General features: G+C 69.3%; 21 protein-coding genes and 1 pseudogene. 6 read left to right on the top strand and 16 right to left on the bottom strand.

The genetic code is table 11. The features are described from left to right. Positions 1 to 27 precede the first annotated feature (27 nt). The 3 genes and pseudogenes from H7I41_RS27610 to H7I41_RS27600 all read right to left on the bottom strand — a co-directional run. Positions 28 to 492 (bottom strand): annotated as a pseudogene (locus H7I41_RS27610) (DUF1684 domain-containing protein); the annotation flags it as partial. A gap of 22 nt (positions 493 to 514) precedes the next feature. Continuing rightward, positions 515 to 2,800, bottom strand: a complete 2,286-nt coding sequence (gene aceA, locus H7I41_RS27605) for an isocitrate lyase ICL2 (protein WP_264015835.1) — start codon at positions 2,798 to 2,800, stop codon at positions 515 to 517. Positions 2,801 to 2,893: 93 nt separating this feature from the next. Then, a complete protein-coding gene (locus H7I41_RS27600) occupies positions 2,894 to 3,865 on the bottom strand; it encodes an NADPH:quinone oxidoreductase family protein (RefSeq protein ID WP_264015909.1) in 972 nt (323 codons plus the stop codon). Between the two features lie 43 nt (positions 3,866 to 3,908). Here H7I41_RS27600 and H7I41_RS27595 point away from each other — a divergent pair, with 43 nt between their 5' ends. Together H7I41_RS27595 and H7I41_RS27590 are read left to right on the top strand one after the other, a co-directional pair. Continuing rightward, the gene (locus H7I41_RS27595; protein WP_264015834.1) at positions 3,909 to 4,994 is read left to right on the top strand and encodes an NAD(P)-dependent alcohol dehydrogenase; all 1,086 of its coding nucleotides are present in this window, start codon (positions 3,909 to 3,911) and stop codon (positions 4,992 to 4,994) included. Positions 4,995 to 5,038: 44 nt separating this feature from the next. Continuing rightward, entirely contained in the window at positions 5,039 to 6,001 is a 963-nt protein-coding gene (locus H7I41_RS27590; RefSeq protein WP_264015832.1) for an alpha/beta fold hydrolase, read from the top strand. Here the strand turns inward: H7I41_RS27590 and H7I41_RS27585 are convergent. Continuing rightward, complete coding sequence (locus tag H7I41_RS27585; RefSeq protein ID WP_264015831.1) at positions 5,998 to 7,362, bottom strand: flavin monoamine oxidase family protein; 1,365 nt, start codon at positions 7,360 to 7,362, stop codon at positions 5,998 to 6,000. The genes H7I41_RS27590 and H7I41_RS27585 overlap by 4 nt on opposite strands. A 28-nt stretch (positions 7,363 to 7,390) precedes the next feature. Between H7I41_RS27585 and H7I41_RS27580 the strand changes: the two genes are divergently transcribed. The 3 genes from H7I41_RS27580 (at position 7,391) to H7I41_RS27570 (ending at position 10,445) form a co-directional block, all read left to right on the top strand. Continuing rightward, positions 7,391 to 8,365, top strand: a complete 975-nt coding sequence (locus H7I41_RS27580; RefSeq protein ID WP_264015908.1) for a TIGR03617 family F420-dependent LLM class oxidoreductase — start codon at positions 7,391 to 7,393, stop codon at positions 8,363 to 8,365. Between the two features lie 43 nt (positions 8,366 to 8,408). Beyond that, entirely contained in the window at positions 8,409 to 9,896 is a 1,488-nt protein-coding gene (locus H7I41_RS27575) for a flavin-containing monooxygenase (RefSeq protein ID WP_264015829.1), read from the top strand. A gap of 198 nt (positions 9,897 to 10,094) precedes the next feature. After that, a complete protein-coding gene (locus tag H7I41_RS27570; protein WP_264015828.1) occupies positions 10,095 to 10,445 on the top strand; it encodes a hypothetical protein in 351 nt (116 codons plus the stop codon). On the opposite strand, the gene H7I41_RS27565 is transcribed toward H7I41_RS27570, so the two are convergent. After that, on the bottom strand, positions 10,442 to 11,554 hold the full coding sequence (locus H7I41_RS27565) for an Rv3169 family protein (protein ID WP_264015827.1): 1,113 nt from the start codon (positions 11,552 to 11,554) through the stop codon (positions 10,442 to 10,444). The two genes, H7I41_RS27570 and H7I41_RS27565, sit on opposite strands and share 4 nt — an antisense overlap. Then, the gene (locus H7I41_RS27560; protein WP_264015826.1) at positions 11,554 to 12,690 is read right to left on the bottom strand and encodes a phosphotransferase family protein; all 1,137 of its coding nucleotides are present in this window, start codon (positions 12,688 to 12,690) and stop codon (positions 11,554 to 11,556) included. The genes H7I41_RS27565 and H7I41_RS27560 overlap by 1 nt, the downstream gene beginning before the upstream one ends. A 43-nt stretch (positions 12,691 to 12,733) precedes the next feature. Between H7I41_RS27560 and H7I41_RS27555 the strand changes: the two genes are divergently transcribed. Then, entirely contained in the window at positions 12,734 to 13,336 is a 603-nt protein-coding gene (locus H7I41_RS27555) for a TetR/AcrR family transcriptional regulator (RefSeq protein ID WP_264015825.1), read from the top strand. A gap of 14 nt (positions 13,337 to 13,350) precedes the next feature. Here H7I41_RS27555 and H7I41_RS27550 read toward each other — a convergent pair whose 3' ends face one another. The 10 genes from H7I41_RS27550 to H7I41_RS27505 form a co-directional block, all read right to left on the bottom strand. Next, positions 13,351 to 14,130, bottom strand: coding sequence for an SDR family NAD(P)-dependent oxidoreductase (locus tag H7I41_RS27550; RefSeq protein ID WP_264015824.1), 780 nt, complete (start codon positions 14,128 to 14,130; stop codon positions 13,351 to 13,353). Between the two features lie 28 nt (positions 14,131 to 14,158). Further along, positions 14,159 to 14,941, bottom strand: a complete 783-nt coding sequence (locus H7I41_RS27545) for an enoyl-CoA hydratase (protein ID WP_264015823.1) — start codon at positions 14,939 to 14,941, stop codon at positions 14,159 to 14,161. Positions 14,942 to 14,953: 12 nt separating this feature from the next. Then, positions 14,954 to 16,519 carry an NADH-quinone oxidoreductase subunit NuoN gene (gene nuoN, locus H7I41_RS27540; protein ID WP_264015822.1) on the bottom strand — a complete coding sequence of 522 codons (1,566 nt, stop codon included), beginning with the start codon at positions 16,517 to 16,519 and terminating at the stop codon, positions 14,954 to 14,956. 1 nt (position 16,520) lies between these two features. Then, entirely contained in the window at positions 16,521 to 18,101 is a 1,581-nt protein-coding gene (locus H7I41_RS27535) for an NADH-quinone oxidoreductase subunit M (RefSeq protein ID WP_264015821.1), read from the bottom strand. Beyond that, positions 18,095 to 19,975, bottom strand: coding sequence for an NADH-quinone oxidoreductase subunit L (gene nuoL / locus H7I41_RS27530; protein WP_264015820.1), 1,881 nt, complete (start codon positions 19,973 to 19,975; stop codon positions 18,095 to 18,097). The genes H7I41_RS27535 and nuoL overlap by 7 nt, the downstream gene beginning before the upstream one ends. A 6-nt stretch (positions 19,976 to 19,981) precedes the next feature. After that, entirely contained in the window at positions 19,982 to 20,281 is a 300-nt protein-coding gene (gene nuoK / locus H7I41_RS27525) for an NADH-quinone oxidoreductase subunit NuoK (protein WP_264015819.1), read from the bottom strand. Further along, on the bottom strand, positions 20,278 to 21,072 hold the full coding sequence (locus H7I41_RS27520; RefSeq protein WP_264015907.1) for an NADH-quinone oxidoreductase subunit J: 795 nt from the start codon (positions 21,070 to 21,072) through the stop codon (positions 20,278 to 20,280). The genes nuoK and H7I41_RS27520 overlap by 4 nt, the downstream gene beginning before the upstream one ends. Positions 21,073 to 21,083: 11 nt before the next feature. Beyond that, positions 21,084 to 21,608 carry an NADH-quinone oxidoreductase subunit NuoI gene (gene nuoI / locus H7I41_RS27515; RefSeq protein ID WP_264015818.1) on the bottom strand — a complete coding sequence of 175 codons (525 nt, stop codon included), beginning with the start codon at positions 21,606 to 21,608 and terminating at the stop codon, positions 21,084 to 21,086. Beyond that, on the bottom strand, positions 21,601 to 22,857 hold the full coding sequence (gene nuoH, locus H7I41_RS27510) for an NADH-quinone oxidoreductase subunit NuoH (protein WP_264015817.1): 1,257 nt from the start codon (positions 22,855 to 22,857) through the stop codon (positions 21,601 to 21,603). Before nuoH ends, nuoI begins: the two co-directional genes overlap by 8 nt. Further along, the coding region (locus H7I41_RS27505) for a molybdopterin dinucleotide binding domain-containing protein (RefSeq protein ID WP_264015816.1) at positions 22,857 to 23,721 on the bottom strand (865 nt) is incomplete at its 5' end. The genes nuoH and H7I41_RS27505, both read right to left, overlap by 1 nt.

Genomic DNA, 23,721 nt, shown 5'->3' with positions numbered 1-23,721 from the left:
GCCCCCCGGGCTCACCGAGGCGGACCGCTAGCGCCGCGGGTCTTGCTCGCCCGCCTCGACCGCCACGGCGAGTCTGTTCTCCGGCGGTGCCACCGGGCACGTCGCGAAGTCGGTGAACGAGCACGGCAGATTCGCCGCCCGGTTGAAGTCGAGCACCACCTGCCCGGACTCATCCGGCCCGACCACCGCCAGCGACCGAGCGCCCGGATAGGTGGTCACCCCGCTGGTGGCGTCGGTGAACAGCAGATGCATCGACCCGTCCGGGCGGGCGAATGCCGTCAATCGCGCTGCGGTGCCTGTGAGGTCGAAATCGATGGTGCCGACGGCCGAGTGGTGGTGCTCGAGTCCCGCCACCACTGCGCCCGTCGTCATCGTCACCGGATGTTGGAACGGCGTGAAAGTTCCCGTCGCGCACCAGCGTTCGTCCGGCTCGTAGGTGGGGATTCCGCCGAACTCCGCCAGGTGCGGCGACCGTGGGTCGTGAACCCGCAGCCCGCCGGGAACCGGGGCCGGCCTAGTCCTCCTTGCGGATCAGCCGCTGCAGCGCCTCGCGGTCGGGCGCCAGCAGCTCGTCGATCCGCGGTTGGTTCACCTCCGCGACGATGATCTCGCCGACGTCCTCGTGCACGTCGCTGAAGATGCCGTGCGACTTCATCTTCTCCGTCTGATACACGTTGTCCTCGGTCGGCGTCACGTAGTAGAACGCGGCTGCCTTGAACCGGTGCACCAGCCACAGGTGGATGAGCGTCATCAGGCGCTTCTGCCGCAGCTTCTCGGCGTAGGTGTTCTGGTCGCGGATCGTGAGGATGCTGCGTCCGTGCCGGTCCTTGATGGGGTCGACGAGCACGTCGGCGAGCTTGTCCTCACCGTCGCCGTAGATGCCGAGTTCGAGCACCTCGCCGCCGGCGCGGCGGGGCCGCAGTTGCACGCGCAGGGTCTCGTCGAGCTGATAGTGCTCACCCCACAACGCGAGCCATTCCTCGAGCAGCTTCTTCGGCACCTCGGTCTGCACCAGATGCTGACTCTGGGTGGAGCCTTCACCCATCGACTTCGTGGTCGCCGTGCGGCCCGACGAGGCGGCGAGCGCGGCGTCGCTGCGCGGTCCGCCGACCAGGGTCTGCGGCGTGCGGTACGGCGACTCCACCAGGCGCAGCTTGCGCTGCAGACGGGCCAGCGAGAGCATGCCGTCCTGGCGGAGCGCGGTGGCGAACTCCTCGGCGGCGACGCCGTCGATCTGATGGCCGCCGTAGGTCATGAAGTTGAAGACGAACCCCATCTTGCCGAGTTCCTCGGGGAATACCCGCATCTCGTCGTCGCTCATGCCGGTGGTGTCCCAGTTGAACGAGGGCGACAGGTTGTAGGCCAGCATCTTGTCGGGGAACTGCGCGTGGATCGCCTCGGCGAACTTCTTCGCGTCGGCGAGGTCGGCGGTCTTGGTCTCCATCCACAGGATGTCGGCGAACGGGGCCGCGGCAAGCGATTTCGCGATCGCATAGGGGATGCCGCCGCGGATCTGGTAGTAGCCTTCCGGCGTCTTGGCCAGTTCCGGGTCCCACGTCGCGACCAGGCCGAGTTCACGGGCCTTCTCGGTGGCGCTGTAGAGCGAGGCCCGCTCGGCGAATGCCCGCCAGTCGGCGACGGACATGTCCAGCCCGTCGCCCTCGCCTTCCCGGAACGAGATGAGCTCGGCGACCGCCTCGCCGTAGGTCATCACTCCGGCATCGACCTGCCAGGCATCGACGAGCTTCGATTCGATTCCGTCGTAGAGCTTTTCGTTGGCGGGGTCGCCGTCCTTCCAGTCCGATGCGGCCTGGTCGATCGCGGCGAGGATGCCCTGGCGGTCGAGCCACGCGTGCGCAGCCGCATACTCGCCGTCGGCGATGGCGTACAGCAGATGGCCGTTGATCTCCTTGATGCCGCTGTCGTAGAAGTGGCGCATCATCGCGAGGAAGCACGCCTTGTACGGGGGCACGTTCACGTTGGTGACCCCGAGCAGGAACGGCTGATCTCGCTCGTCGGCGCGGCTGTCGATCAGGTTGGCTGCCTCGGCGTCGGTGCGCGCCACGATGATGCCGGGCACCCCCATGATGTCGAGCTGGAAGCGGGCGGCGTTGAGGCGCTTGATCTGTTCGTCCGAGGGCACCAGCACCTTGCCGCCCTGGTGGCCGCATTTCTTGGTGCCCGGACGCTGGTCCTCGATGTGGTAGCCCGGCACACCGGATTCCACGAAGCGACGGATCAGGTTGCGCACGTGGGGATCACCGCCGTGGCCGGTGTCGGCGTCGGCGATGATGAACGGCCGGTAGTCGACTGCAGGCGTCGTCGCGCGCTGTTCCTCGCTCATCCGCAGCCGCAGGTACTGCTGGTTGCGGTCGGCGGTGAGCAGGGCGCGCACCAGCCCGGCGGCCTCGTCGGGCACCTGGCTGAGCGGATAGCTCGCCAGGTCGGGTCCGGGATCCTCGCTGGTGGACCCCTTCGCCGAGGTCGCCCACCCGCCGAGGTAGATGCCTTCGATGCCGATCCGTTTCATCGTCACGGCCTGCCCCGGCGAGTAGGGGCCGAAGGTGGTGATGCTCTTGTGCTCGGAGAAGAGCTCGCGCAGCCGCGGGTAGAAGGCGGCGGCAGCTTCCCGCGCCACCGGATAGTCGGCCGGAATGGTGCCGCGCTGTTCGACCACCTGCCGCGCCGTGTACAGCCGGATGATCCCCTCGAACCTGGGGCTGTCGAAGTAGGTCTGGGTGGCTTCGACATCGTCATCGAAGCTGGTGCGGGCCGTCGGCTCCGCGTCGATCAAGGTCATGGTTCTACGCTCCTCGTTGAGCAGGCTGCCGCTGTGCTCCGAGTGTATGGCGGGCGTTGCGCGGGCGAGGCTTTCCCGCGAGGTCAGTCCCGCTCAGCGCAGCGCGACGACGACCTTGCCCCTCGCGGTGCGGTTCTCCAGCGCCGCGATGGCGTCGGCCGCCCGCTCCAGCGGATAGACCTCCGGCGCAGGCGCGGACACCTTGCCCGACGCCAGCAGCGGCTCCAGTTCGGCCCACTGCTCCCGGATGTAGTCGGGATGGGAGAACGTCCACGCGCCCCAGCCCGCGCCGACCACGTCGACGTTGTTGAGCAGCAGTCGGTTCACCTTCACCGTCGGGATGTCACCGCCGGTGAACCCGACCACCAGCAGCCGCCCGCCCACGCCCAACGAGCGCAGCGAGTCGGTGAACCGGTCGCCGCCGACCGGATCGACCACCACGTCCACGCCGCGGCCCCCGGTGAGCTCTTTGACCGCATCCTTGAAGCCGTCGGCGAGCACGACGTCCGACGCCCCGGCCGCGCGGGCGATGTCCGCCTTGTCCTCGGTGCTCACCACCGCGATGGTGCGCGACGCACCCAACGCCGGCGCCAGCCGCAGCGTCGAGGTGCCGATGCCGCCGGCGGCGCCGTGCACCAGGACGGTCTCACCCTCCGCGAGGCGGCCCCTGGTACGCAGGGCGAAGTGCACGGTCAGGTCGTTGAACAGCAGACCGGCGCCGGCCTCGAAGGAGACGTTGTCGGGCAGCGTGAACACCCGCTCCGCGGGCAGCGCCACCACCTCGGCCATCCCGCCGGACAGCATGGTCAGGCCCGCCACCCGGTCGCCCGCGGAGACACCGGAATCGGCGGGGGCGCTGCGCACCACCCCGGCGATCTCCGCGCCGGGAACGAAGGGCAGGTCGGGCTTGTACTGGTAGAGGCCGCGGCTGAGGAGCGCGTCGGGAAACGCCACCCCGGCGGCGTGCACGTCGATGAGGACAGCGCCGTCGGCACCGGGTTCGTCGATGTCGACGACTTCCGCCGCCTGCGGACCGTCGAGCCGGGCAATCTGGATCGCGCGCATGGCCGCCTTCCTGTCGTCGACGTTGAACATTTAACCTTCCCGGGTGATCGATGCCCGTGCCGCGGTGCTGCTCGACGCTGGGGCCGACCCGGAGCTGACCGGAATCCGGATCCGCCCGCCCGTCGGGGACGAGGTGCTGGTGCGCATCGACGCGGTCGGCATCTGCCACACCGATATCAGCGTGGCGGCACGCTGGCCGCAGCGGCGGATGCCGATGGTCTTCGGCCACGAGGGGGCTGGCACCGTCGAGGCGGCAGGCCCCTCCGCCGGTGTGGCCGTCGGCCGGCGGGTGGTGCTGACCTTCGCCAGCTGCGGTGAGTGCCCGAACTGCGTCGAGGGTCGACCCGCCTACTGCAGGCGTTCCACCGACCTCAACTTGCGAGGGGCGCGCGACGCGCTGCACCTGGGCGACGAGGCGATCACCGGCGGCTTCTTCGGCCAGTCCAGCCTGGCCACCTACGCACTGGCCTCCGCCCGCAACACCGTGCCGGTCGATGACGACCTCGACCCCGCGCTGGCCGCCCCGCTGGGCTGCAGCGTGCAGACCGGCGTGGGCACCGTGCTGAACACGATCGCGCCGCAGCGCGGCGACACCCTCGTGGTCTACGGCGTCGGCGCGGTCGGGTTGTCGGCGGTGATGGGCGCCCGGATCGCCGGGTGTGGGGACATCGTCGCGGTCGACCCGGTGCCCGAGCGCCGCGCCCTCGCCGCGGAGTTGGGCGCGACCGCCACCGTCGACCCCACCTCCGCGGACGCCACCGCCGAGATCGTCGAACTCACCGGCGGCGGTGCGCACGCCGCGATCGACACCACCGCGATCCCCGACGTCCTGGCCGGGGCGCTGACGGCGCTGCGGGCACGCGGAACGCTCGCGATCGTCGGCCTCGGCGCGCCGACCGCGGCGCTGCCCGTCGGGCTGATCATGGGCAGCGGCCTGACCGTGCGCGGCGTCGTCGAGGGTGACAGCGAGCCGCACACGTTCATCCCGCGGCTGGCCGGCCTGGTCCGCAGCGGCGAGCTACCGCTGGAGAAGGTGGTGACGCGGTACCGGTTCGACGACTTCGGCGACGGCTGGTCCGCGGCGAAATCCGGCCGGGTCGTCAAACCGGTTCTGGTCACCGGGAGTTAATCTGGCAGTCCCGGCAGCGTTGCCGGCGGCGATCGGAGCGAATCATGGGACGGCGTGACCGCAGTGACAGTGGCGGATTCGCCGCCGCGAGATCGCTCCCGACCGGCCACATCGTGCCGGTCCGGTCGATCGACGGCGTCCGCATCCACACCGAGGTGTTCGGCCCGGACGACGCGCCGCCGATCGTGCTGGCCCACGGAATCACCTGCGCCATCCGGGTGTGGGCGTACCAGATCGCCGACCTGGCCCGCGACTACCGGGTGATCGCCTTCGACCACCGCGGTCACGGCCGCAGCGGGGTGCCCGCGCGGCGGGGCAACTACAGCCTGGACTACCTGGCCGCCGACCTCGACGCAGTCCTCGCCGCCACCGTGTCCGCCGACGAGCGGGCCGTCGTCGCCGGCCACTCGATGGGCGGCATCGCGATCACGTCATGGGCGGAGCGATATCCACAGCGGGTGACGCAACGTGTCCGCGGCGCCGCGCTGATCAACACCACGACCGGCGACCTGCTGCGCGATGTGAAGTTCCTGCCCGTGCCGGAGCGGTTGTCGGCCGCACGGGTGCGCGCCGGTGGCACGCTGCTCAAGACGTTCGGTGCGGTCCCGGCGCTGCGGGCCGCCGAACGGTCGAGCCGCCGCTTCGTCTCGACGCTCGCGGTCGGGCGGGACGCCGACCCGTCGGTCGCCGACTTCGTCTACGAACTGTTCGTGAACACACCGCCGGCGGGTCGGGGCGGCTGGGCCCGCATCTTGGTCGACGCGATGGGCAGGGATCACATCGGCCTGCAGGACCTGACGGTGCCCACTCTGGTGATCGGCAGCGAGAAGGACCGGCTGCTGCCGATCACGTCGTCGCGGCGGATCGCTGAGAACGCCCCCAACCTCGCGGCGTTCGTCGAACTGAGCGGCGGCCACTGCGCGATCCTCGAGCGCCCCGAAGAGGTCAACCGCCACCTACGCGAGCTCTTGGAGTCCTCGGCGGCCGACCGCCGCGCCACCTCCTAGCCGAGGGCGGCGTGCACCTCGGCCGCCGCGCGCAGTCCCGACCGCACGGCGCCGTCGAGGAAACCCGTCCACTCGTCGGCGGTCTCGGTGCCCGCCCAGTGGATCGGCCCGACCGGCCGGCGCAGCGTAGGACCATAGGTGGTCCACGACCCCGGCGGCACGGCCGCGGTCGGCCCGCCGGGCGCGAACTCCTCGGCGCCCCAACAGTGGTCGACGTAGTCGATCGGCGACAGTGCCGGGTCGCCGAAGAGCGCCGCGAAGCCGCCAAGCGCCTCGTGGCGGCGGTCCTGCGGCGGTAGAGCATCGAACGTCCGCGCATCGGTGAAGCCGAGCAGGATGCCGGGGCCGTCCGCATCGGGCCCGTCGCCCGGGCTGACATCGAAGGTGATGAACACCGGGCCCTCGTCGGACAGCGCCTCGCCCGAGCAGCCGCCGGTCCGCCAGAACGGCGTCTCGTAGGCGGCGTAGGCCTTGCTCAGCCGGCCCTGCGGCCAGTGCGCGGCCAGCTCGCGCAAGCCCTCTGGCAAGGCCGGCTCGAAGGTGATGGCGTCCCGGTGGGCGGGTGCGACGGCGACGACGACCGCCTTCGCCGTCGTCGAGGTGCCGGACGCGCCGTGCACGGTGACCGTGCCGTCGTCGTGGCGTTCGATGCGCTGCACCGGCGTGCTCAGCACGACGCGGGCACCCAGCTGTTCGGCCATCCGCAGCGCGATCTCCTGAGTCCCTCCCGGGAAGCGGTCCTGTTGTGCGCCGCCCTCCACGTCGAGCATCCGCCCGATCCCGCCCGCGGCCTTGACGTAGCGCACGGCGTGCAGCATCGACACCGCGTCGGGCTCGCAGCCCCACGTCACGCGCGCCATGATCGCCATCAGGTCGCGGGTCGACGCGCTGGCGTGCACCGAACGCAGCCAGCTCTCGAGGGTCTGCTCGTCGAGGCGGTGCGCCGCGGGCGACGCCCACGGCTCGGCCACCTTCACCTGCCGGCACAGCCGTTCGAACCGCCACTGGATCCGCGACACGTCGACCAGTTCGATGATCGACAGCCGCGGGACGGTGCTGCGGTAGGACCGGACCTTGCCGCGCCAGCGGATGAGGTTCTTGCCGCGGCTGTGGGTCCGCACGGTGGGGCAGCCCAGCTCCGCTGCCAGGGCGGTGACCGCGTCCTGGGTGGGCCCGACGAACGTCGCGCCCAGGTCGATCGGGGTGCCGGCGATGGTGGTGGTGAGCGACCGGCCGCCGACGCGGTCGCGGCCCTCCAGCACCACCACCTCCCGGCCGAGCCGGATCAGCTCGCGGGCGGCCGACAATCCGGCGAATCCCGCGCCCACCACGACGACATCCGCCTCGGCTGGCATGGTCATCCGACTAGGCTCTCACGCCGTGGAGGTCATGACGGCGTTGTTCGGCCCGACGGACGCGATCGACCGGGCGCATGCACTGCGCGAGGCCGGGGCGGCGGGCGTGTTCACTTTCGAGGGGCCGCACGACGTGTTCGCGCCGCTGACGCTCGCCTCGACGGTCGGCGGCCTGCAGCTGATGACCAACGTGGCGATCGCGTTTCCGCGCAACCCGATCCACCTCGCGCACCAGGCCATCGATCACCAGTTGCTCAGCGAGGGCCGGTTCACGCTGGGATTGGGCACCCAAATCCGCACCCAGATCGAGAAGCGGTTCGGCGCCGACTTCGACCGTCCGGTGGCCCGGATGACCGAATTGGTCGCGGCGCTGCGGGCGATCTTCCAGACCTGGTCGACGGGGGAGCGGCTGGACTTCCGCGGCGAGTTCTACCGGCACACGCTGATGACGCCGACATTCACCCCGCGCGCGAATCCCTATGGTCCACCGCCCATCTACGTCGGCGCGCTGGGACCGCGGCTGACCAGGGCCACCGCCGAGATCGCCGACGGTCTGCTGGTGATGCCGTTCGGATCGCGGCGGTACCTCGAGGAGGCGACGCTGCCGGCCGTGCGCGAGGGCCCGGGCCGCAAACTCGACGAGTTCGCGGTGGTGCCCGAGATCATCGTGTCGGTCCTCGGCGACGACAACCCCGACCACGCCGCCGCCCGCAGACTGCTGGCGTTCTACGGGTCGACCCCGGCGTACCGCCCGGTGCTCGAGGTCCACGGCTGGGGCGATCTCCAGCCCGACCTGCACGCGCTGTCCAAGCAGGGCCGCTGGCAGGAGATGGGCACCTTGATCGACGACGAGGTGCTGCACACGATCGCCGCGTGCGGCACGCCGGCCGAGGTGGCCGCGCACATCCGCGACCGGGTGGCCGGGGTGTCCGACCGGATCTGTCTCTACCAGCCGGGACCCATCGAGATCGAGGCGTTGGCCCGGATAGTCGACGAGCTCAAGGGCTGAGTCCTATCGTGGTACCCGAGCGGACCAAGGGAGGTTCATCGGGATGGCACACGCCGAATACTCCGACGTCATCATCATCGGGGCAGGTATATCCGGGATCGGCGCGGCCTACCGGATCCACGAGAAGAACCCCCAGCTGACGTACACCCTGCTGGAGCGGCGGGCGCGTATCGGCGGCACCTGGGACCTGTTCCGCTATCCCGGCATCCGGTCCGACAGTGACATCTTCACCCTGAGCTTCCCCTACGAGCCGTGGCGACGGCCCGAGAACGTCGCCGAGGGCGCGGATATCCGCGACTACCTGACCGATGCGGCGCGCAACAACGGCATCGACCGGCACATCCGGTTCAACACGCACGTGCGCTCGGCCGACTGGGACTCCAGCACCGACACCTGGACGGTCACCGCGGTGCACGAGGGGCCCGACGGAAGCGAGGAGAAGCAGTACAGGGGCCGCTTCCTGTTCTGCGGCACCGGTTACTACAACTACGACGAGCCGTATGCCCCCGAGTTCCCCGGTGTCGAGCAGTTCGGCGGCGAGGTGGTGCACCCGCAGTTCTGGCCGGAAAACCTCGACTACTCCGGCAAGCGCGTGGTGGTGATCGGCAGTGGCGCCACCGCGATCAGCCTGATTCCGGCGCTGGCCAAGGAGGCCGCGCATGTCACCATGTTGCAGCGCTCACCGACGTACATGATGTCGATGGCGCGTATCGACCCGATGGTGGACTTCATCCGGAAGTTGTTGCCGCCGAAGTTGGCTCACCCGGTGGTCCGGCTGCGCAACGCGGTGTTCCACGTGCTCACCTACTTCATGTTCCGCAAGGCGCCGAAGTTCGGCCGGAAGTTGATCAGGAACCGGACGATGGCGGCGCTGCCGCCGGACTACGAGGTCGACGTCCACTTCAATCCCCGCTACAACCCGTGGGACCAGCGGATGTGCCTGGTGCTCGACCACGACCTGTTCGAGCACATCAGCGACGGGCGGGCCGAGGTGGTCACCGACCACATCGATCACATCGATGCCACCGGTATCGCCCTGAAGTCCGGCGGCCATCTCGACGCCGACATCATCGTCACCGCAACGGGACTGCAGTTGCAGGCGCTCGGTGGCATCAAAGTCAGCATCGACGGCAGCGAGATCAAACCCACCGACCGGTTCGTCTACAAGGAGTACCTGCTCGAGGACGTGCCGAACATGGCGTGGTGCATCGGCTACACCAACGCATCGTGGACGCTGCGTGCCGACATGACCGCCAAGGCGGTGGCAAAGCTGCTGGCCTACATGGACTCTCACGGCTACACCCACGCTTATCCGCATCTCGGTGAGGTGCCGATGAAGGAGAAGCCGACCTTCGACCTGCAGGCCGGTTACATTCAGCGGGCCCCGCACGCGTTGCCGCGCTCGGGCACCCGTCGGCCGTGGCATGTCCGGCACAACTACTTCCTCGACGTCATCGACCACCGCTTCGACCGCATCGAGGAGTCGATGGTGTTCGGCAAGGTGCCTGCGCCGGTCACCCAGACCGCCTGAGCGCGCTCGGCGGGTGGTGTGTGCACCTGCGTGCGTCACCGTTTGTTGACGGGTGCGGGTCGTTGGGGTGCGTCGGTGCGGCGCGCTCGGCGGGTGGTGTGTGCGCCTGTGTGCGTCACCTTTTGTTGACGGGCGCGGGTCGTTTATGTCTGCCCAATCCGCACCCGACCTGTCGGTGCTCCTCCGCATACTGCGCCCATGGCACCCGACGAGAGCGGCATGCCGGAGCCGCCCGGTCCGCCCCAACCGTGGCAACCATGGTGGGCCAATCACCCTGATCTCGAGGAGATGCGCCGCCGAACCCTCGAGGAACTCGAATGCGGAGCACGCGACCCCCGGCCTGCTGTCGACGAACCCGACCCGGTCATCACCGAGATCATGTCGGGCGAATGCCGACGCGGACTCCATTCAGCTCGCGACGACCTCGACCGCGCGCGCGAGAACTACGACGTGGCGATTCGTGCGGCACGCACCGCCGGCTACTCGTGGGGGGACATCGCCCGCATCCTCGGTGTATCGAAGCAGTCGCTGCACCGCCGCTTCCGCTAGGGCGCCAGGGTCAGCCAGTCCGCGAAGCCCGACGGATCGTGGCGGCCGAGTGCCCCGTGCTCGAACAGGCCCCACCCTTCGACGGTCTGGCCGCCGACACTGCAGCTCGCCCGCCCGACGTGGTCGATGACGCCGAACATCGCCCGCCCCGATACCGACGGGTCGGTCATGTCGTAGGTCAGCCGCTCGGTGAACTTGTCGCCCTTCCACATTCCGTGGATCCAGTCCGAGTCGCCGCCGTAGCCGCCGCCGATGTGGATGGGCACCGCCAGCTTCGACTCCACCTCCAGCACCACCGGCGCACCGTCTGGGGTGGTGGCCTCGATCGTCGCGCCGTAGGGGATCCGGGTCCCGGACGTGTAGTGGATCTTCACCCGCGGCCAGCCCAGCTGCTCGACCCTGCCGTCGCGCCAGATGCGGGTGCAGTCGTTGAGCGACCGGAAGCCGGTCGGCTCCTCCTGGATGATCAGCACGATCGCGAAGTCCTCGAACGCCATCGGCACGTACAGCCACCACATGCCCTCGAACGGCGGATCAGCCGGCCGGCCTGCCGGTTCGGCCTCGCCGATGGGCCGGATACCCCACGACCGGTCCCGTGTCCCGATCCAGCGGGCGGGGTCGACGGCGATCTCCTCACCGTCGACGACGAGGTGCCCGCTCCACGTCCCCACCTGTGCGAACCGCTGCGCGTCGAGGGTCACCCGGTGGCCGGTGCGCAGCAGGTGCCGCTGCTCCTGCACGACGGGGAACAGGCCCTCCCAGGTCAGGTCGGCCGCGATGCCCTCGGTCTCGTCGAGCACGATTCGCAGCCGCTGCAGCGGTTCGTCGACCTCCACCCGGTAGCCGCCGACGTGCTGGTGCAGCCGGTCCTGGTCTACGCCGTCGGACAGGTGCACCGCGGTCTGCGTGTCGCCCCGCCTGACCAGCATGAAAGCGTCCTTCACACCGAGATTCGGGTAGTACCCGATCCCGGTGATGACGAAGATGTCGCCGGTGCGGTCGTGGGCGTTGAAGTAGGACCGGTCGTAGAAGTTGCGGTCCGACGAGCCCGGCCAGGCGATCGGCTGCGGGATCTGGTGAACGGGGAACTCGTCCATGGGTCCGAGCATCAGGCGTCGTCTCCGATCAGTCGGCGCAGCAAGGCGCCGTGGTAGAACAGCGATTCCACGTCCTGGGGCGCCTCGATCTCGCCGAAGCGCACCCGCCGCGCACTGGTCCGCATGAAGACGCACGCCCAGATCACGGCCGAGTACACGTAGAACCACTGCAGGTCGCCGACGGGGACGCCGGTCAGTTCGGTGTAGGTGGCCTTGACGTCGGCCTCGCGCATGAAGTCCGGCATGCCCGGTAACCCGGCGAGGCCGGTGAGCTCCTGGAACACCATGTGCGCGAATATCATCCACGCGAGATCCATTTCCCGCGGGCCGAGCGTGGCCATCTCCCAGTCCAGGACGGCGACGGGCCGGAAATCCTCGTAGAGGACGTTGCCGATCCGCGCGTCACCCCACACCAGCACCGGGTCCGCGTCGGCGATCTCGGCGGGCCAGTGTTCCTCCAGCCACGCCAGCGCCCGCTCGATCAGCTCGGAGCGGCCGATGTCGGGAACGGCGAACGCGTACCACGATGTCAGCCAATCGAGATTGCGTCGCAACGCATTCCGCTGCGGCGCCTCCTCGGCCAGGAAGCCGAAGGTCTGTTCCGGCTGTGGCACGGCGTGCAGCTTGGCCAGCACCTCGACGGTGCGGTCCTGCAGTTCGCGCTGCTTCTCGGCAGGCGCGTCGTAGAACCAGTTCCCGCCGAACGTGTAGGGCATCACGTCGGGCGGCACGATGCCCTCGACATGGTCCATCAGGAAGAACGGGGTGCCCAGCACCGATCCCGTCGGCTCCAGCCAGCGCACCTGCGGCACCGGGATGTCGGTCGACTCGCCGACCAGCCGGATCACCTCGAACTGGTGGTCCAGGCGGTAGGAGTCGAACACCGGCACGTCCTCCGCCGACGGCGCGACCCGGGCGACGAACCGCTCCTCGACGGGAGCGCCGTCGACGTCCCGTCGCACGGTGAGCACGATTGTCTCCGAGGACATCCCGTTCGCATCGATGCCGCTCTCGACGGTGACGTGGGGCGCAACCCCGCCGGGCAGCACTGTGGCCAGCCACTGGGACAGCACATCGGGCAGCGTGCTGGTGTCGCGGCCGGAGCGCTGCAGACGGCCGACGTCTTCGACAGCCGGTTCTGTGGGCATGAGACCCTTCCTTTGCCGCAATTACGATACGGTGGGTAGCGTTATGAAAGCAGACCCTGTTTCGCTTGACAAGACCCCCGGCGCCGGTCGGCCCCGGGATCCGCGCATTGACGCTGCCATACTGCGCGCGACCGCGGATCTGCTTGTGGAAATCGGCTATTCGAACCTGACGATGGCGGCGGTGGCGCAGCGGGCCGGCACTACCAAGACCGCGCTCTACCGGCGGTGGTCCAGCAAGGCCGAACTGGTGCACGAGGCGGCGTTCCCCGCGGCGCCGACCGCGCTGACGGCGCCCGCGGGCGACATCGCCGCCGACGTGCGCGCGATGATCGAAGCCACCCGCGACGTGTTCACCACTCCGGTGGTGCGGGCGGCGCTGCCCGGCCTGATCGCCGACATGTCCGCTGACGCCGAACTGAACGCCAGGGTGATGGGCCGATTCGCCGGCGTGTTCGCCGCGGTGCACACCCGGCTCGCCGACGCGGTGCGCCGCGGAGAGGTGCACGACGACGTCGATCCCGACCGGCTCGTCGAGATCATCGGTGGCGCCACCATGCTCCGGCTGCTGCTAGTGCCCGGTCACCCGCTCGACGACACCTGGGTCGACCAGACCACGGCCATCGTGGCGCGCGGCGTGGTGGCATAGGGCAGCGCTGACGACTAGCTCGGCAGCAGCTTCTCTTTCGGTCCGAGGTACATCCCGCCGTTGACGTCGAGCGTCTGGCCCGTCACCCAGCGGCTGTCGGGGGACGCGAAGAACGCGACGGCGTCGGCGATCTCCTCGGCCTTGCCGATCCGGTCGAGCGCCGTGATGTTCGTGAATCCCCGCTGCGCGTCGGCACTGTCATGCAGCCACGAGTTCATGTCGGTGTCGGTGACCCCCGGCGCCACATTGTTCACCGTGATGCCGCGCTCGCCGAGCGTGTTGGCCAGGGACCGGCCGAGGACGTTCAGCGCGCCCTTCGTCATCGAGTACACGATCTGCGGTGTCGCGAACCAGGTGACGCCCGACGAGACGTTGATGATGCGGCCGCCGTCGCGCAGCAGCGGCAGGGCTCGCTGGGTGATGAAGAACGGCGCCCGGACGTTGATCGCGAACTCGCGCTCGAACTGCTCGGGCGTCGCCTTCTCGATGGTGGCGTCCGCGGTGGCGATGGCGGCGTTGTTGACGAGGATGTCGAGAGGACGACCGTCGAGTCCGTGTTCGAGTGCGGCGAACAGTGTCTCGACGTCGTTGTCGACGCCGAGTTCCGCTCGGACGGCGAATGCCTCGCCGCCGGCGGCGCGGATGGCGTCGACGGTCTCCGCGGCCGCGGCGTCGTTGCTGCCGTAATGCACGGCGACGACGGCCCCGTCGGCGGCCAGTCGGCGCGCGATCGCGCGTCCGATTCCTCGCGAGGCGCCGGTCACCAGTGCGGTCTTGCCGGAAAGTGTGGTCATGCGCGCCACAACCGCGACCGGCGGCGAGCTATTCCCCGGCGATCTGCCCCTTGTTGCGCGCGCTCACCCGGCTGAACCGCTCACCGAGGTCCGCGAAGTCCCGCGTCTGCGCCGCCGCGATCTCCTGCTCGGCCGCCAGCGCGGGGGAGAGGACGGGCTCCTGGCCGCGCGCGTAGATCTCCTTCAACCCGGCCATCGTCGGCGCCGGTACCTCGGCGATCTGGTGCGCCAACTCCAACGCCCGTTCGACGAGGCGGTCGTGGGCGACGACCTCGGTGACCAGGCCGATCCGTTCGGCGCGGGCGGCGTCGACCACCTCACCGGTCATCGACAGCCGGCGCGCCATCGCCGACCCGACGACGTGGGGCAATCGCGCGGTCATCCCTCCGCCGGGCAGGATGCCGACCCGGGCATGGGTGTCGGCGAACACCGCCCGCTCCGAGGCGATCAGGAAGTCGCAGCCCAGCGCCATCTCCAGGCCGCCGGTGAAGACCGCGCCGTTGACGGCCCCGATGATCGGTGTCCGCATCCGGCCGGTGGCATTGATGCAGCTGTGCTCACGGAACTCCTCGAAGTAGGCCGTGCCGAGCTGCTGGGCCTCCTTGAGGTCGACCCCGGCGCAGAACGCCGGATCGGCGCCGGTCAGCACCACCGCGCGCACCGAGGCATCGGCGTCGGCATCGGTCAGCGCTGTATAGAGCTCGCGAATCAGCCGCCGGCTCAACGCGTTCCGCGCCCGCGGCCGGTTCATCGTGATCAGCCGCACGGCACCTTGGTCGAGGATCAGCACGAGCGCGTCGAGGTCGGTCATGGCCCGATCATCTCAGCGCAGGAATTGGTCGGCGTTGTCGGCCAGATCGAGAAGCGGCTGCGGTAGCGCGCCGAGCGCGAGGGTGACCGCGGCCGTGATGGTCACCGCGGCCGTCGTCAGGCCGCTGGGCACCACCACTTCCGGCGCGTCGTCGGGGGGTTCGGTGAAGAACATCAGCACGATCACCCGCACGTAGAAGTACGCGGCGATGGCGCTGGCGACCACACCGACCACCACCAACGGGATCGCGCCACCTTCGCCCGCCGCCTTGAACACCGCGAACTTGCTGACGAAGCCACTGGTGAGCGGAATCCCGGCGAACGCGAGCAGGAACAGCGAGAACACCACTCCGACAAGCGGATACCGCCGGCCCAGCCCTGCCCAGCGAGCCATCGCCGTCTCCTCCTCGCCATTGGCGTCGCGAACCAGGCTCACCACGGCGAAGGCGCCCAGCGTGCTGAAGCCGTAGGCGAACAGGTAGAACAGCGTGGAGGACAGGCCCGCCCGGTTCTCTGCGATCACGCCGGTCAGGACGAAGCCCGAATGCGCGACGGCGGAGTAGGCCAGCATGCGTTTGACGTCGGTCTGGGTGACGGCGGTGACCGTGCCGATCACCATGGTGAGGATGGCGATCGCCCACAGCACCGGCCGCCAGTCGTCCCGCAGTTCGGGCAGGGCGACGTAGAAGATGCGCAGCATCGCCCCGAATGCGGCGATCTTGGTGGCCGCCGCCATGAACGCGGTCACCGGGGTCGGCGCCCCCTGGTACACGTCGGGGATCCACGAGTGGAACGGCACCGCACCGACCTTGAACAACACACCGACCAGCAGCAGGCCGGTGCCGATCAGCGCGAGCGTGATCGGTCGCCCTGTCCCGGCGGAGACGACGGTGGCGATGCCGCGCAGGTCCAGCGTGCCGGCGTAGCCGTACAGCATGGCCGCGCCGTAGAGGAAGAACGCTGAGGAGAAGGCGCCCAACAGGAAGTACTTCAACGCCGCTTCCTGCGACAGCTGCCGCCGCCGTCGCGCAAGGCCACACAGCAGGTACAGCGGCAGTGACAGCACCTCCAGCGCGATGAACATGGTGAGCAGGTCGTCGGCGGCCGGGAACAGCAGCATGCCGCCGACGGCGAACATGGTCAGCGGGAAGACCTCTGTCTGGATCACCCCCGCCTTAGTGGCCAACTGCTCGGCGACGCTGCCGGTGATCGCCGACGCCTGCGGTGTGAAGGAGTCGAGTCCACCTGCTGTGTCCCCGGTTTCGCCCCGGGCGGGGATCTGACGCTCGGCGATGAGCAGGATTCCCAGCACGGCGACCAGCAGCACGGTGCCCTGCAGGAACAGCGCGGGGGCGTCCACCACGACGGCGCCCATCACCGCCCGGCTCTCGGTGTGCCTGCGCGCCAGCACGACCACCGCGACGAGCGCCGCGACGAGGGCGCCGAGGGCCAGTGCGACCTGGGCTCCGTAGCGGCTGCGCCGGGGCAGGAACGCCTCGAGGAGAACTCCGAGCACGGCCGCGGCGAGCACGATCAGCATCGGCGACAGCAGGCCGTACTCGACGCTCGGCGTGGGCATGTCAGCGGCCCCCTTCGGCTTCGGTCGACACGGCGACGCTCGGAGCCGGATCGCGCTGGTCGATCGTGGTCAGCGTGTGCTCGACCGCCGGGTTGATCACGTCCAGAGCCGGTTTCGGGTAGACGCCGAGGATCAGCAGCAGTGCGATCAGCGGTGCGACGACGACGAGTTCACGGGGCACCAGGTCACGGATCCGGTGGGCGCCGTCGGCCAGCTCGTCGGGAACCGGGCCGGTCATCATCCGCTGGTACATCCACAGGATGTACACCGCCGACAGCACCAGCGCGGTCGCGGCGATCACCGCCAGCACCGGGTACCGCGTGAATGTGCCGATCAGCACCAGGAATTCGCTGATGAACGGGGCCAGGCCGGGCAGCGACAGCGTCGCCAGCCCGGCCACCAGGAAGGTGCCTGCCAGTACCGGCGCCACCTTCTGGACACCGCCGTAGGCGTCGATCATGCGGGAACCGCGCCGCGACACCAGGAATCCCGCGATGAGGAACAGCGCCGCGGTGGAGATGCCGTGGTTCACCATGTACAGCGTGGACCCCGACTGGCCCTGACTGGTCATCACGAAGATGCCGAGGATGATGAAGCCGAAGTGGGAGATCGAGGTGTAGGCGATCAACCGCATGACGTCGGTCTGCCCGATCGCGAGGATCGCGCCGTAGACGATGCCGATCACCGCCAGGGTGATCACCACGGGCCGGAACAGCGTCGAGGCGTCGGGGAACAGCTGCAGGCAGTAGCGCAGCATCCCGAAGGTGCCGACCTTGTCCATCACGGCCATCATCAGCACCGCACTGGCCGGCGTGGCCTCCACTGCCGCATCGGGCAACCAGCGGTGGAACGGCCACAGTGGCGCCTTGACGGCGAACGCGAACATGAACCCGAGGAACAGCAGGTTCAGCACCGCGGGGCTGGGGGCGAACTCTCCGGACGACACTGCGGCGACGATGACCCGGAAGTCGAAGGTGCCTGCGTCGAAGGCGGCGCTGCCCGCCGTCGCCACGTAGAGGCCGATCACCGCGGCCAGCATGATCAGCCCGCCGAACAGGTTGTACAGCAGGAATCGCACCGCCGCCGCGGACCGGTTCTCGCCGCCGAAGCCGCCGATCAGGAAGTACATCGGGATGAGCATCGCCTCGAAGAACACGTAGAACAGCAGCACGTCCAGCGCGACCAGCGACATCATGACCATGCCCTCGACGGCCAGGGTCAACGCGAAATAAGTGTGGACCGAGCGTCGTTGCGCGCCTGCGTCGTTCCAGCCGGCGACAATCAGCAGCGGTACCAGCACAGCGGTCAGCACCACGAGGGCCAGTGCGATGCCGTCGACGCCGAGGATGTATCCGGTGCCGAACGACGGTATCCACCGGCGTGATTCGACGAACTGGTATTGCGCGCCGGTGGGGTCGAAACGGACGGCGATCACGGCGGTCAACACCAGCACGGCCACCGCGACGGCAAGCGCCACCCACTTGGCCAGTGTCCGCCGGGTCGCGGGCATCAGCATCACGGCGCCTGCGCCCAGGATCGGCACCGCCCACAGCACGCTCAGCCACGGAAAAGCGCTCACCACACCCGTACCGCCATGATCATGCCGATCACCAGTGCGGCGCCGGCGAGCATCGACAATGCATACGACCGGGCGAACCCGGTCTGCCACTGCTGCAACGCACCCGATGACCTGCCGACCACCGCGGCCAGTCCGGTGGCGGCGCCGTCGACGCCCTTGTCGTCGACGCCGACCATCGCCCGGGTCACCACCTGTCCTCCACGCATGAACACCGCCTCGTTGACGGCGTCGCCGTAGAGGTCACGCCGGGCCGCCGCGGTGAGTGCCGATCCGGCAGGCGGTTCTGCGGGCACCGGCCGGGTGCCGTAGGCACGGACGGCCACCGCGATACCGACGGCCACCACGCCGAGGATGATCGCGGTGACCACCCACACCGGTGCCACGTGATGGATCTCGTGGCTGCCGACGACGGGTTCGAGCCAGTGTTCGAGTGTCCCGCCGATCGCGAACAGCGCGCCGGAGCCCACCGAACCGACCGCGAGCAGGATCATCGGCCACGTCATCACTTTCGGCGCTTCGTGCGGATGGACGTGGTCCGCCCACCGGCGTTCACCGAAGAACGTCAACAGCATCACCCGGGTCATATAGAACGCGGTGATGCCTGCGCCGAGTATCGCCGTGCCGCCGAGGATGATCCCCTTGGCGCCACCCGCGCCGAGCGCGGCCTCGATGATGCCGTCCTTGGAGAAGAATCCGGCCAGCGGCGGTATCCCGATGATGGCCAGGTATCCCAGTCCGAACGTCGCGAAGGTGATCGGCAACGCGGTGCGCAACCCGCCGTAGCGGCGCATGTTCACCTCGTCGTCCATGGCGTGCATCACCGAACCGGCGCCCAGGAACAGCCCCGCCTTGAAGAAGCCGTGGGTGAGCAGGTGCATGATCGCGAACGCGTATCCGGCGGGACCGAGTCCGGCGGCCAGCACCATGTAGCCGATCTGGCTCATCGTCGACGCGGCGAGCGCCTTCTTGATGTCGTCCTTCGCGCAGCCGATGATCGCGCCGAAGAGCAGGGTGACCGCGCCGACGATGACCACGCCGAGTTGCGCGGTGGGAGCGAGGTCGAAGATCGGTCCGGACCGCACGATCAGGTACACGCCCGCGGTGACCATGGTGGCGGCGTGGATCAGCGCCGACACCGGGGTGGGGCCCTCCATGGCGTCACCGAGCCACGACTGCAGCGGCACCTGTGCTGACTTGCCGCACGCGCCGAGCAGCAGCATCAGACCGACGGCGGTGAGCATGCCGTCGGAAAGCTGGTCGGCGCCGGCAAACACCGTCGCGAACGACACCGAGCCGACGGTGGCGAACATGATCATCAGCGCGATCGCGAGGCCCATGTCGCCGACCCGGTTGACCACGAACGCCTTCTTTGCCGCGGCGGCCGCCGACGGCTTGTGCGACCAGAACCCGATGAGCAGGTAGGACGCCAGACCGACGCCCTCCCAGCCCATGTAGAGCCCGAGGTAGTTGTCGGCGAGCACCAGCAGCAGCATGGCGGCCAGGAAGAGGTTGAGGTACGCAAAGAACCTTCGGCGACCGACGTCGCTTTTCATGTAGCCGACGGAGTAGACGTGGATCAACGAGCCGACCCCGGTGATCAGCAGCACGAAGCACATCGACAGCTGGTCGAGCTGCAGTCCGAAGTCGACCTGAAGGCCTGCGACGGGCACCCAGGAGTACAGCGTCTCGACCACCGCGCGGTCCTCGGCCTCGCGGCCGAGCATGCCCGCGAACAGCACCGCGCCGACGACGAAGGACGCGATCGCCGCCGCGCAACCCAGCAGGTGGCCCCACCGGTCGGTGCGACGCCCGGCCAGCAACAGGACCGCGGCGCCCGCCAACGGGAGGGCAATGAGCAGCCATACCGGAAGTGTCATGCGCGCCTAGTGTTTCAGCAGACTGGCGTCGTCGACCGAGGCCGAGCGGCGGGAGCGGAAGATGGTCATGATGATCGCGAGGCCGATCACCACCTCGCAGGCCGCGACCACCATGGTGAAGAACGCCACCACCTGTCCGTCGAGGTGGCCGTGCATCCGGGAGAATGCGACGAACGCCAGGTTCGCCGCGTTGAGCATCAGTTCCACACACATGAACATGATGATCGCGTTGCGGCGCAGCAGTACTCCCGCGGCGCCGATCGTGAACAGCAGCGCCGACAGGTACAGGTAGTTGTCGGGGTTCATCGACGACCGTTCCTGCCGTTGGCGTGGCCGTTCCTACCGTTGCCGTCGATCGGTGCGACGTCCATCGTGGGCACGGGCCGCCGCTGCAGGGTCGCGCTGACCGACGATTCGGAGGCCGAGCCGTCCGGCAGCCGGCCCGGCATGTCGACGGCGTTGTGCCGGGCGTACACACCGGGATTGGGCATCGGCGTCGCGTGCCCGCCGGTCTGGAAGCGTTCGATGGCCAGTTCGCGTTGGGTCTTCCGGTGCTCGAAGCGCTCGCGGTGGGCCAGCACCATGGCGCCCAGCGCCGCGGTGATGAGCAGCGCCCCGGTCAGTTCGAAGGCCCACAGGTAGCGGGTGAAGATCAGGGCGGCCAGCCCCTCGACATTGCCGCCCGCGTTGGCCTCGGCCAGTCCGGTGAACCCGGTGGTCGACACGCTGCCGATGCCGGCGATGAGCAGTATGCCGAATCCGGCGCCGACCGCGATCGCCGTGACCCGTTGCCCGCGAAGTGTTTCCGTCAGCGACTCGGACAGGTCGACGCCGATCAGCATCAGCACGAACAGGAACAGCATCATCACCGCACCGGTGTAGACCACAACCTGCACGACACCGAGGAACAGCGCGTCCTGGGCGATGTAGAGCATGGCCAGCACGATCATCGTGCCGGCCAGGGACACCGCGGAGTACACGGCCTTCGGTGCGGCCACCACCCCGACCGCGCCGATGACCGCGATGGTGCCGAGCACCCAGAACATGACGGCCTCGGTGGTGGTGGTGCGGGTGGCGCCCTCGGCGGCGAGCAGCATCACGGCATCGGTCACGTGGTGATCTCCGGGACGGGGGCGATCCGGCCGAGGTAGTAGTCGTCGTCGCATGCGCCGGGAGCCATGGCGTGCGGCGGCGGCGTCATCCCGGCCTGCATCGGCGCCAGCAGCTTGTCCTTGCCCCAGATCAGATCGGCGCGGTTGTCGTCGGCCATCTCGTACTCGTTGGTCATCGTCAGCGCCCGGGTGGGGCACGCCTCGATGCAAAGACCGCAGCCGATGCAGCGCAGGTAGTTGATCTGGTACACCCGGCCGTACCGCTCGCCCGGCGAGAACCGTTCGGCCTCGGTGTTGTCCGCGCCCTCCACGTAGATCGCGTCGGCCGGGCAGGCCCATGCGCACAATTCGCAGCCGATGCACTTCTCGAGACCGTCGGCGTACCGGTTGAGCTGGTGGCGGCCGTGGTACCGCGGGGCGACCGGACCGGGTTTCTCCGGATACTCCTCGGTGATCGGCTTCTTGAACATCGTGGTGAAGGTGACCGCGAATCCGGCGACGGCGTCCCAGAGCTTAGGCATCGGTCTTCTCCTTGGGGGTGGACTCGGCCGTCGCTGCGGCATGTTCGTGCGGCAACGGCGGCACCGGGAAGGAATCCGGGCCCGCGACCGGGTCGGCGATGAATCGTTGGTTGCCGGGACGCTGCGCCCGCCACAGTGTCCTGGCGAGCAGCAGGGTGGCGAGGGTGCCGCCGATGAGCAGGGCGGTCGCCCACGCTCCTTCGCCGTGTACACGCAGGCTGTGGGCCGTGGCCACCACCATGATCCAGGCCAGCGACACCGGGATGAGCACCTTCCAGCCGATGGCCATGAACTGGTCGTAGCGCAGCCGCGGCAGGGTGCCGCGCAGCCAGATGTAGAGGAACAGGAACGCCCACACCTTGGCGGTGAACCAGAGCAGCGGCCACCAGCCGGTGTTGGCGCCGTCCCAGATGCTGATCGGCCACGGTGCGTGCCAGCCGCCGAGGAACATCGTGGTGGCCAGCGCGGAGACCGTCGTCATGTTGACGTACTCGGCGAGCATGAACATCGCGAACTTCAGCGACGAGTACTCGGTGTGGAACCCGCCGACCAGTTCGCCCTCGGCCTCGGGCAGGTCGAACGGCGCCCGGTTCGTCTCGCCGACCATCGACGTGACATAGACGAGAAATGAAGGCAGCAGCAGGAACACGAACCACGTGCGTTCCTGCGCGGCCACGATGCCGGAGGTGGACATGGTGCCCGCGTAGAGGAACACCGCCGCGAACGACAGCGCCATGGCGATCTCGTAGGACACCACCTGGGCGCTCGACCGCAGTCCGCCCAGCAGCGGGTAGGTGGACCCGGACGCCCAGCCGGCCAGCACGATCCCGTACACGCCGACCGAGGTGACGGCGAGGATGTAGAGCACCGCGACGGCCAGGTCGGTCAGCTGCAGGGCGGTGCGGTGGCCGAACACCGACACCGCGCCGCCCATCGGGATCACGGCGAAGGCGAGGAACGCCGGCACCGTCGCGATCACCGGGGCGAGCAGATAGATCGGCTTGTCCACTCCTGCCGGGGTGAGGCCTTCCTTGAGCGCCAGCTTGATGCCGTCGGCCAGCGACTGCAGCAGGCCCTTCGGCCCGACGCGGTTGGGCCCGAAGCGCATCTGCATGCGGCCGAGCACCTTGCGTTCGATGAGGATCGCCGCCAGCACCGTTAGCAGGAGGAACGCGAAGACGCCGACAGCCTTGGCGAGGATCAGCCACCACGGGTCGTGGCCGAACAGGGTCGGGTCGGGGTGGATCATCAGGTGGCCCGGCCGATCGTCACCACGGCGCCCGCGCCGGCCCCGAGCCGCTGGTGCAGTGCGGCGCCGGGGGAGTTCGTCGGCAGCCACACCACCCGGTCGGCCATGTCGGTGACGGCTAGCGGCAGGACGACGTCACCGCGTTCGGTGCCGACGCGCACGGGATCGCCCTCGGCACACCCGATTTCGGCGGCGGTCCCGGCCGACATCCGGACCACCGGTGGGCGTGCGGTGCCGGCGAGATGCGGCTCCCCGTCCTGCAGACGACCGGCGTCGAGCAGCATGCGCCAGCTCGCCAGCACCGCCTGGCCAGCCTCCGGTACGGGGGAGGCCAGCGCGGCCTCGTCCGGACCGGCCGGCCGCGCGCCGGCCCACAGGCCGAGCTCCGCCATCTCGGCCGCGGCCGCCTCCGGCGTGGGCAGTCCGAGGTCCACACCCATCTCGTCGGCGAGGATGTGCAGCACCCTGCGGTCGGCGTTCGCGTTGGTCTGCAGCGCGGCGGGGAACGGACGCTGCCGCCCCTCCCAGTTGACGAACGAACCCGACTTCTCCACGACAGGGGCCACGGGGAACACCACGTCGGCGACCGCGGTGACCGCGCTCTCGCGCAGCTCCAGGCTCACCACGAACGGTGCGGCGCGCAAAGCCGCCATGGCGGCGTCCGGATCGGGCAGGTCGGCGATGTCGACGCCGCCGACGAGGACGGCGCCCACATCGCCCGAACCCGCCGCGTCGAGGATCGCCGCCGTGTCGCGTCCGGTGGCGGCGGGCAGTGCGGAGATGTTCCATGCCGCCGCCGTCTGCGCCCGCGCCTGCGGGTCGTCGACCGGGCGCCCGCCGGGCAGCAGGTTGGGCAGCGCGCCC

Origin of the sequence: [Mycobacterium] manitobense, from assembly GCF_025821665.1 — a bacterium.
In the GTDB taxonomy this organism is placed as follows: domain Bacteria; phylum Actinomycetota; class Actinomycetes; order Mycobacteriales; family Mycobacteriaceae; genus Mycobacterium; species Mycobacterium arseniciresistens.
This window is presented reverse-complemented; position numbering and strand designations above follow the sequence as displayed.

Excerpts from the sequence above, each read along its gene's own strand:
- aceA (WP_264015835.1), bottom strand. The coding sequence starts at position 2,800 with ATGACCTTGATCGACGCGGAGCCGACGGCCCGCACCAGCTTCGATGAC.
- H7I41_RS27600 (WP_264015909.1), bottom strand. The coding sequence starts at position 3,865 with ATGCGCGCGATCCAGATTGCCCGGCTCGACGGTCCGCAGGCGGCGGAA.
- H7I41_RS27590 (WP_264015832.1), top strand. The coding sequence starts at position 5,039 with ATGGGACGGCGTGACCGCAGTGACAGTGGCGGATTCGCCGCCGCGAGA.
- H7I41_RS27585 (WP_264015831.1), bottom strand. The coding sequence starts at position 7,362 with ATGACCATGCCAGCCGAGGCGGATGTCGTCGTGGTGGGCGCGGGATTC.
- H7I41_RS27580 (WP_264015908.1), top strand. The coding sequence starts at position 7,391 with ATGACGGCGTTGTTCGGCCCGACGGACGCGATCGACCGGGCGCATGCA.
- H7I41_RS27575 (WP_264015829.1), top strand. The coding sequence starts at position 8,409 with ATGGCACACGCCGAATACTCCGACGTCATCATCATCGGGGCAGGTATA.
- H7I41_RS27570 (WP_264015828.1), top strand. The coding sequence starts at position 10,095 with ATGGCACCCGACGAGAGCGGCATGCCGGAGCCGCCCGGTCCGCCCCAA.
- H7I41_RS27565 (WP_264015827.1), bottom strand. The coding sequence starts at position 11,554 with ATGCTCGGACCCATGGACGAGTTCCCCGTTCACCAGATCCCGCAGCCG.
- H7I41_RS27560 (WP_264015826.1), bottom strand. The coding sequence starts at position 12,690 with ATGCCCACAGAACCGGCTGTCGAAGACGTCGGCCGTCTGCAGCGCTCC.
- H7I41_RS27555 (WP_264015825.1), top strand. The coding sequence starts at position 12,734 with ATGAAAGCAGACCCTGTTTCGCTTGACAAGACCCCCGGCGCCGGTCGG.
- H7I41_RS27550 (WP_264015824.1), bottom strand. The coding sequence starts at position 14,130 with ATGACCACACTTTCCGGCAAGACCGCACTGGTGACCGGCGCCTCGCGA.
- H7I41_RS27545 (WP_264015823.1), bottom strand. The coding sequence starts at position 14,941 with ATGACCGACCTCGACGCGCTCGTGCTGATCCTCGACCAAGGTGCCGTG.
- nuoN (WP_264015822.1), bottom strand. The coding sequence starts at position 16,519 with ATGCCCACGCCGAGCGTCGAGTACGGCCTGCTGTCGCCGATGCTGATC.
- nuoL (WP_264015820.1), bottom strand. The coding sequence starts at position 19,975 with ATGACACTTCCGGTATGGCTGCTCATTGCCCTCCCGTTGGCGGGCGCC.
- nuoK (WP_264015819.1), bottom strand. The coding sequence starts at position 20,281 with ATGAACCCCGACAACTACCTGTACCTGTCGGCGCTGCTGTTCACGATC.
- H7I41_RS27520 (WP_264015907.1), bottom strand. The coding sequence starts at position 21,072 with ATGCTGCTCGCCGCCGAGGGCGCCACCCGCACCACCACCACCGAGGCC.
- nuoI (WP_264015818.1), bottom strand. The coding sequence starts at position 21,608 with ATGCCTAAGCTCTGGGACGCCGTCGCCGGATTCGCGGTCACCTTCACC.
- nuoH (WP_264015817.1), bottom strand. The coding sequence starts at position 22,857 with ATGATCCACCCCGACCCGACCCTGTTCGGCCACGACCCGTGGTGGCTG.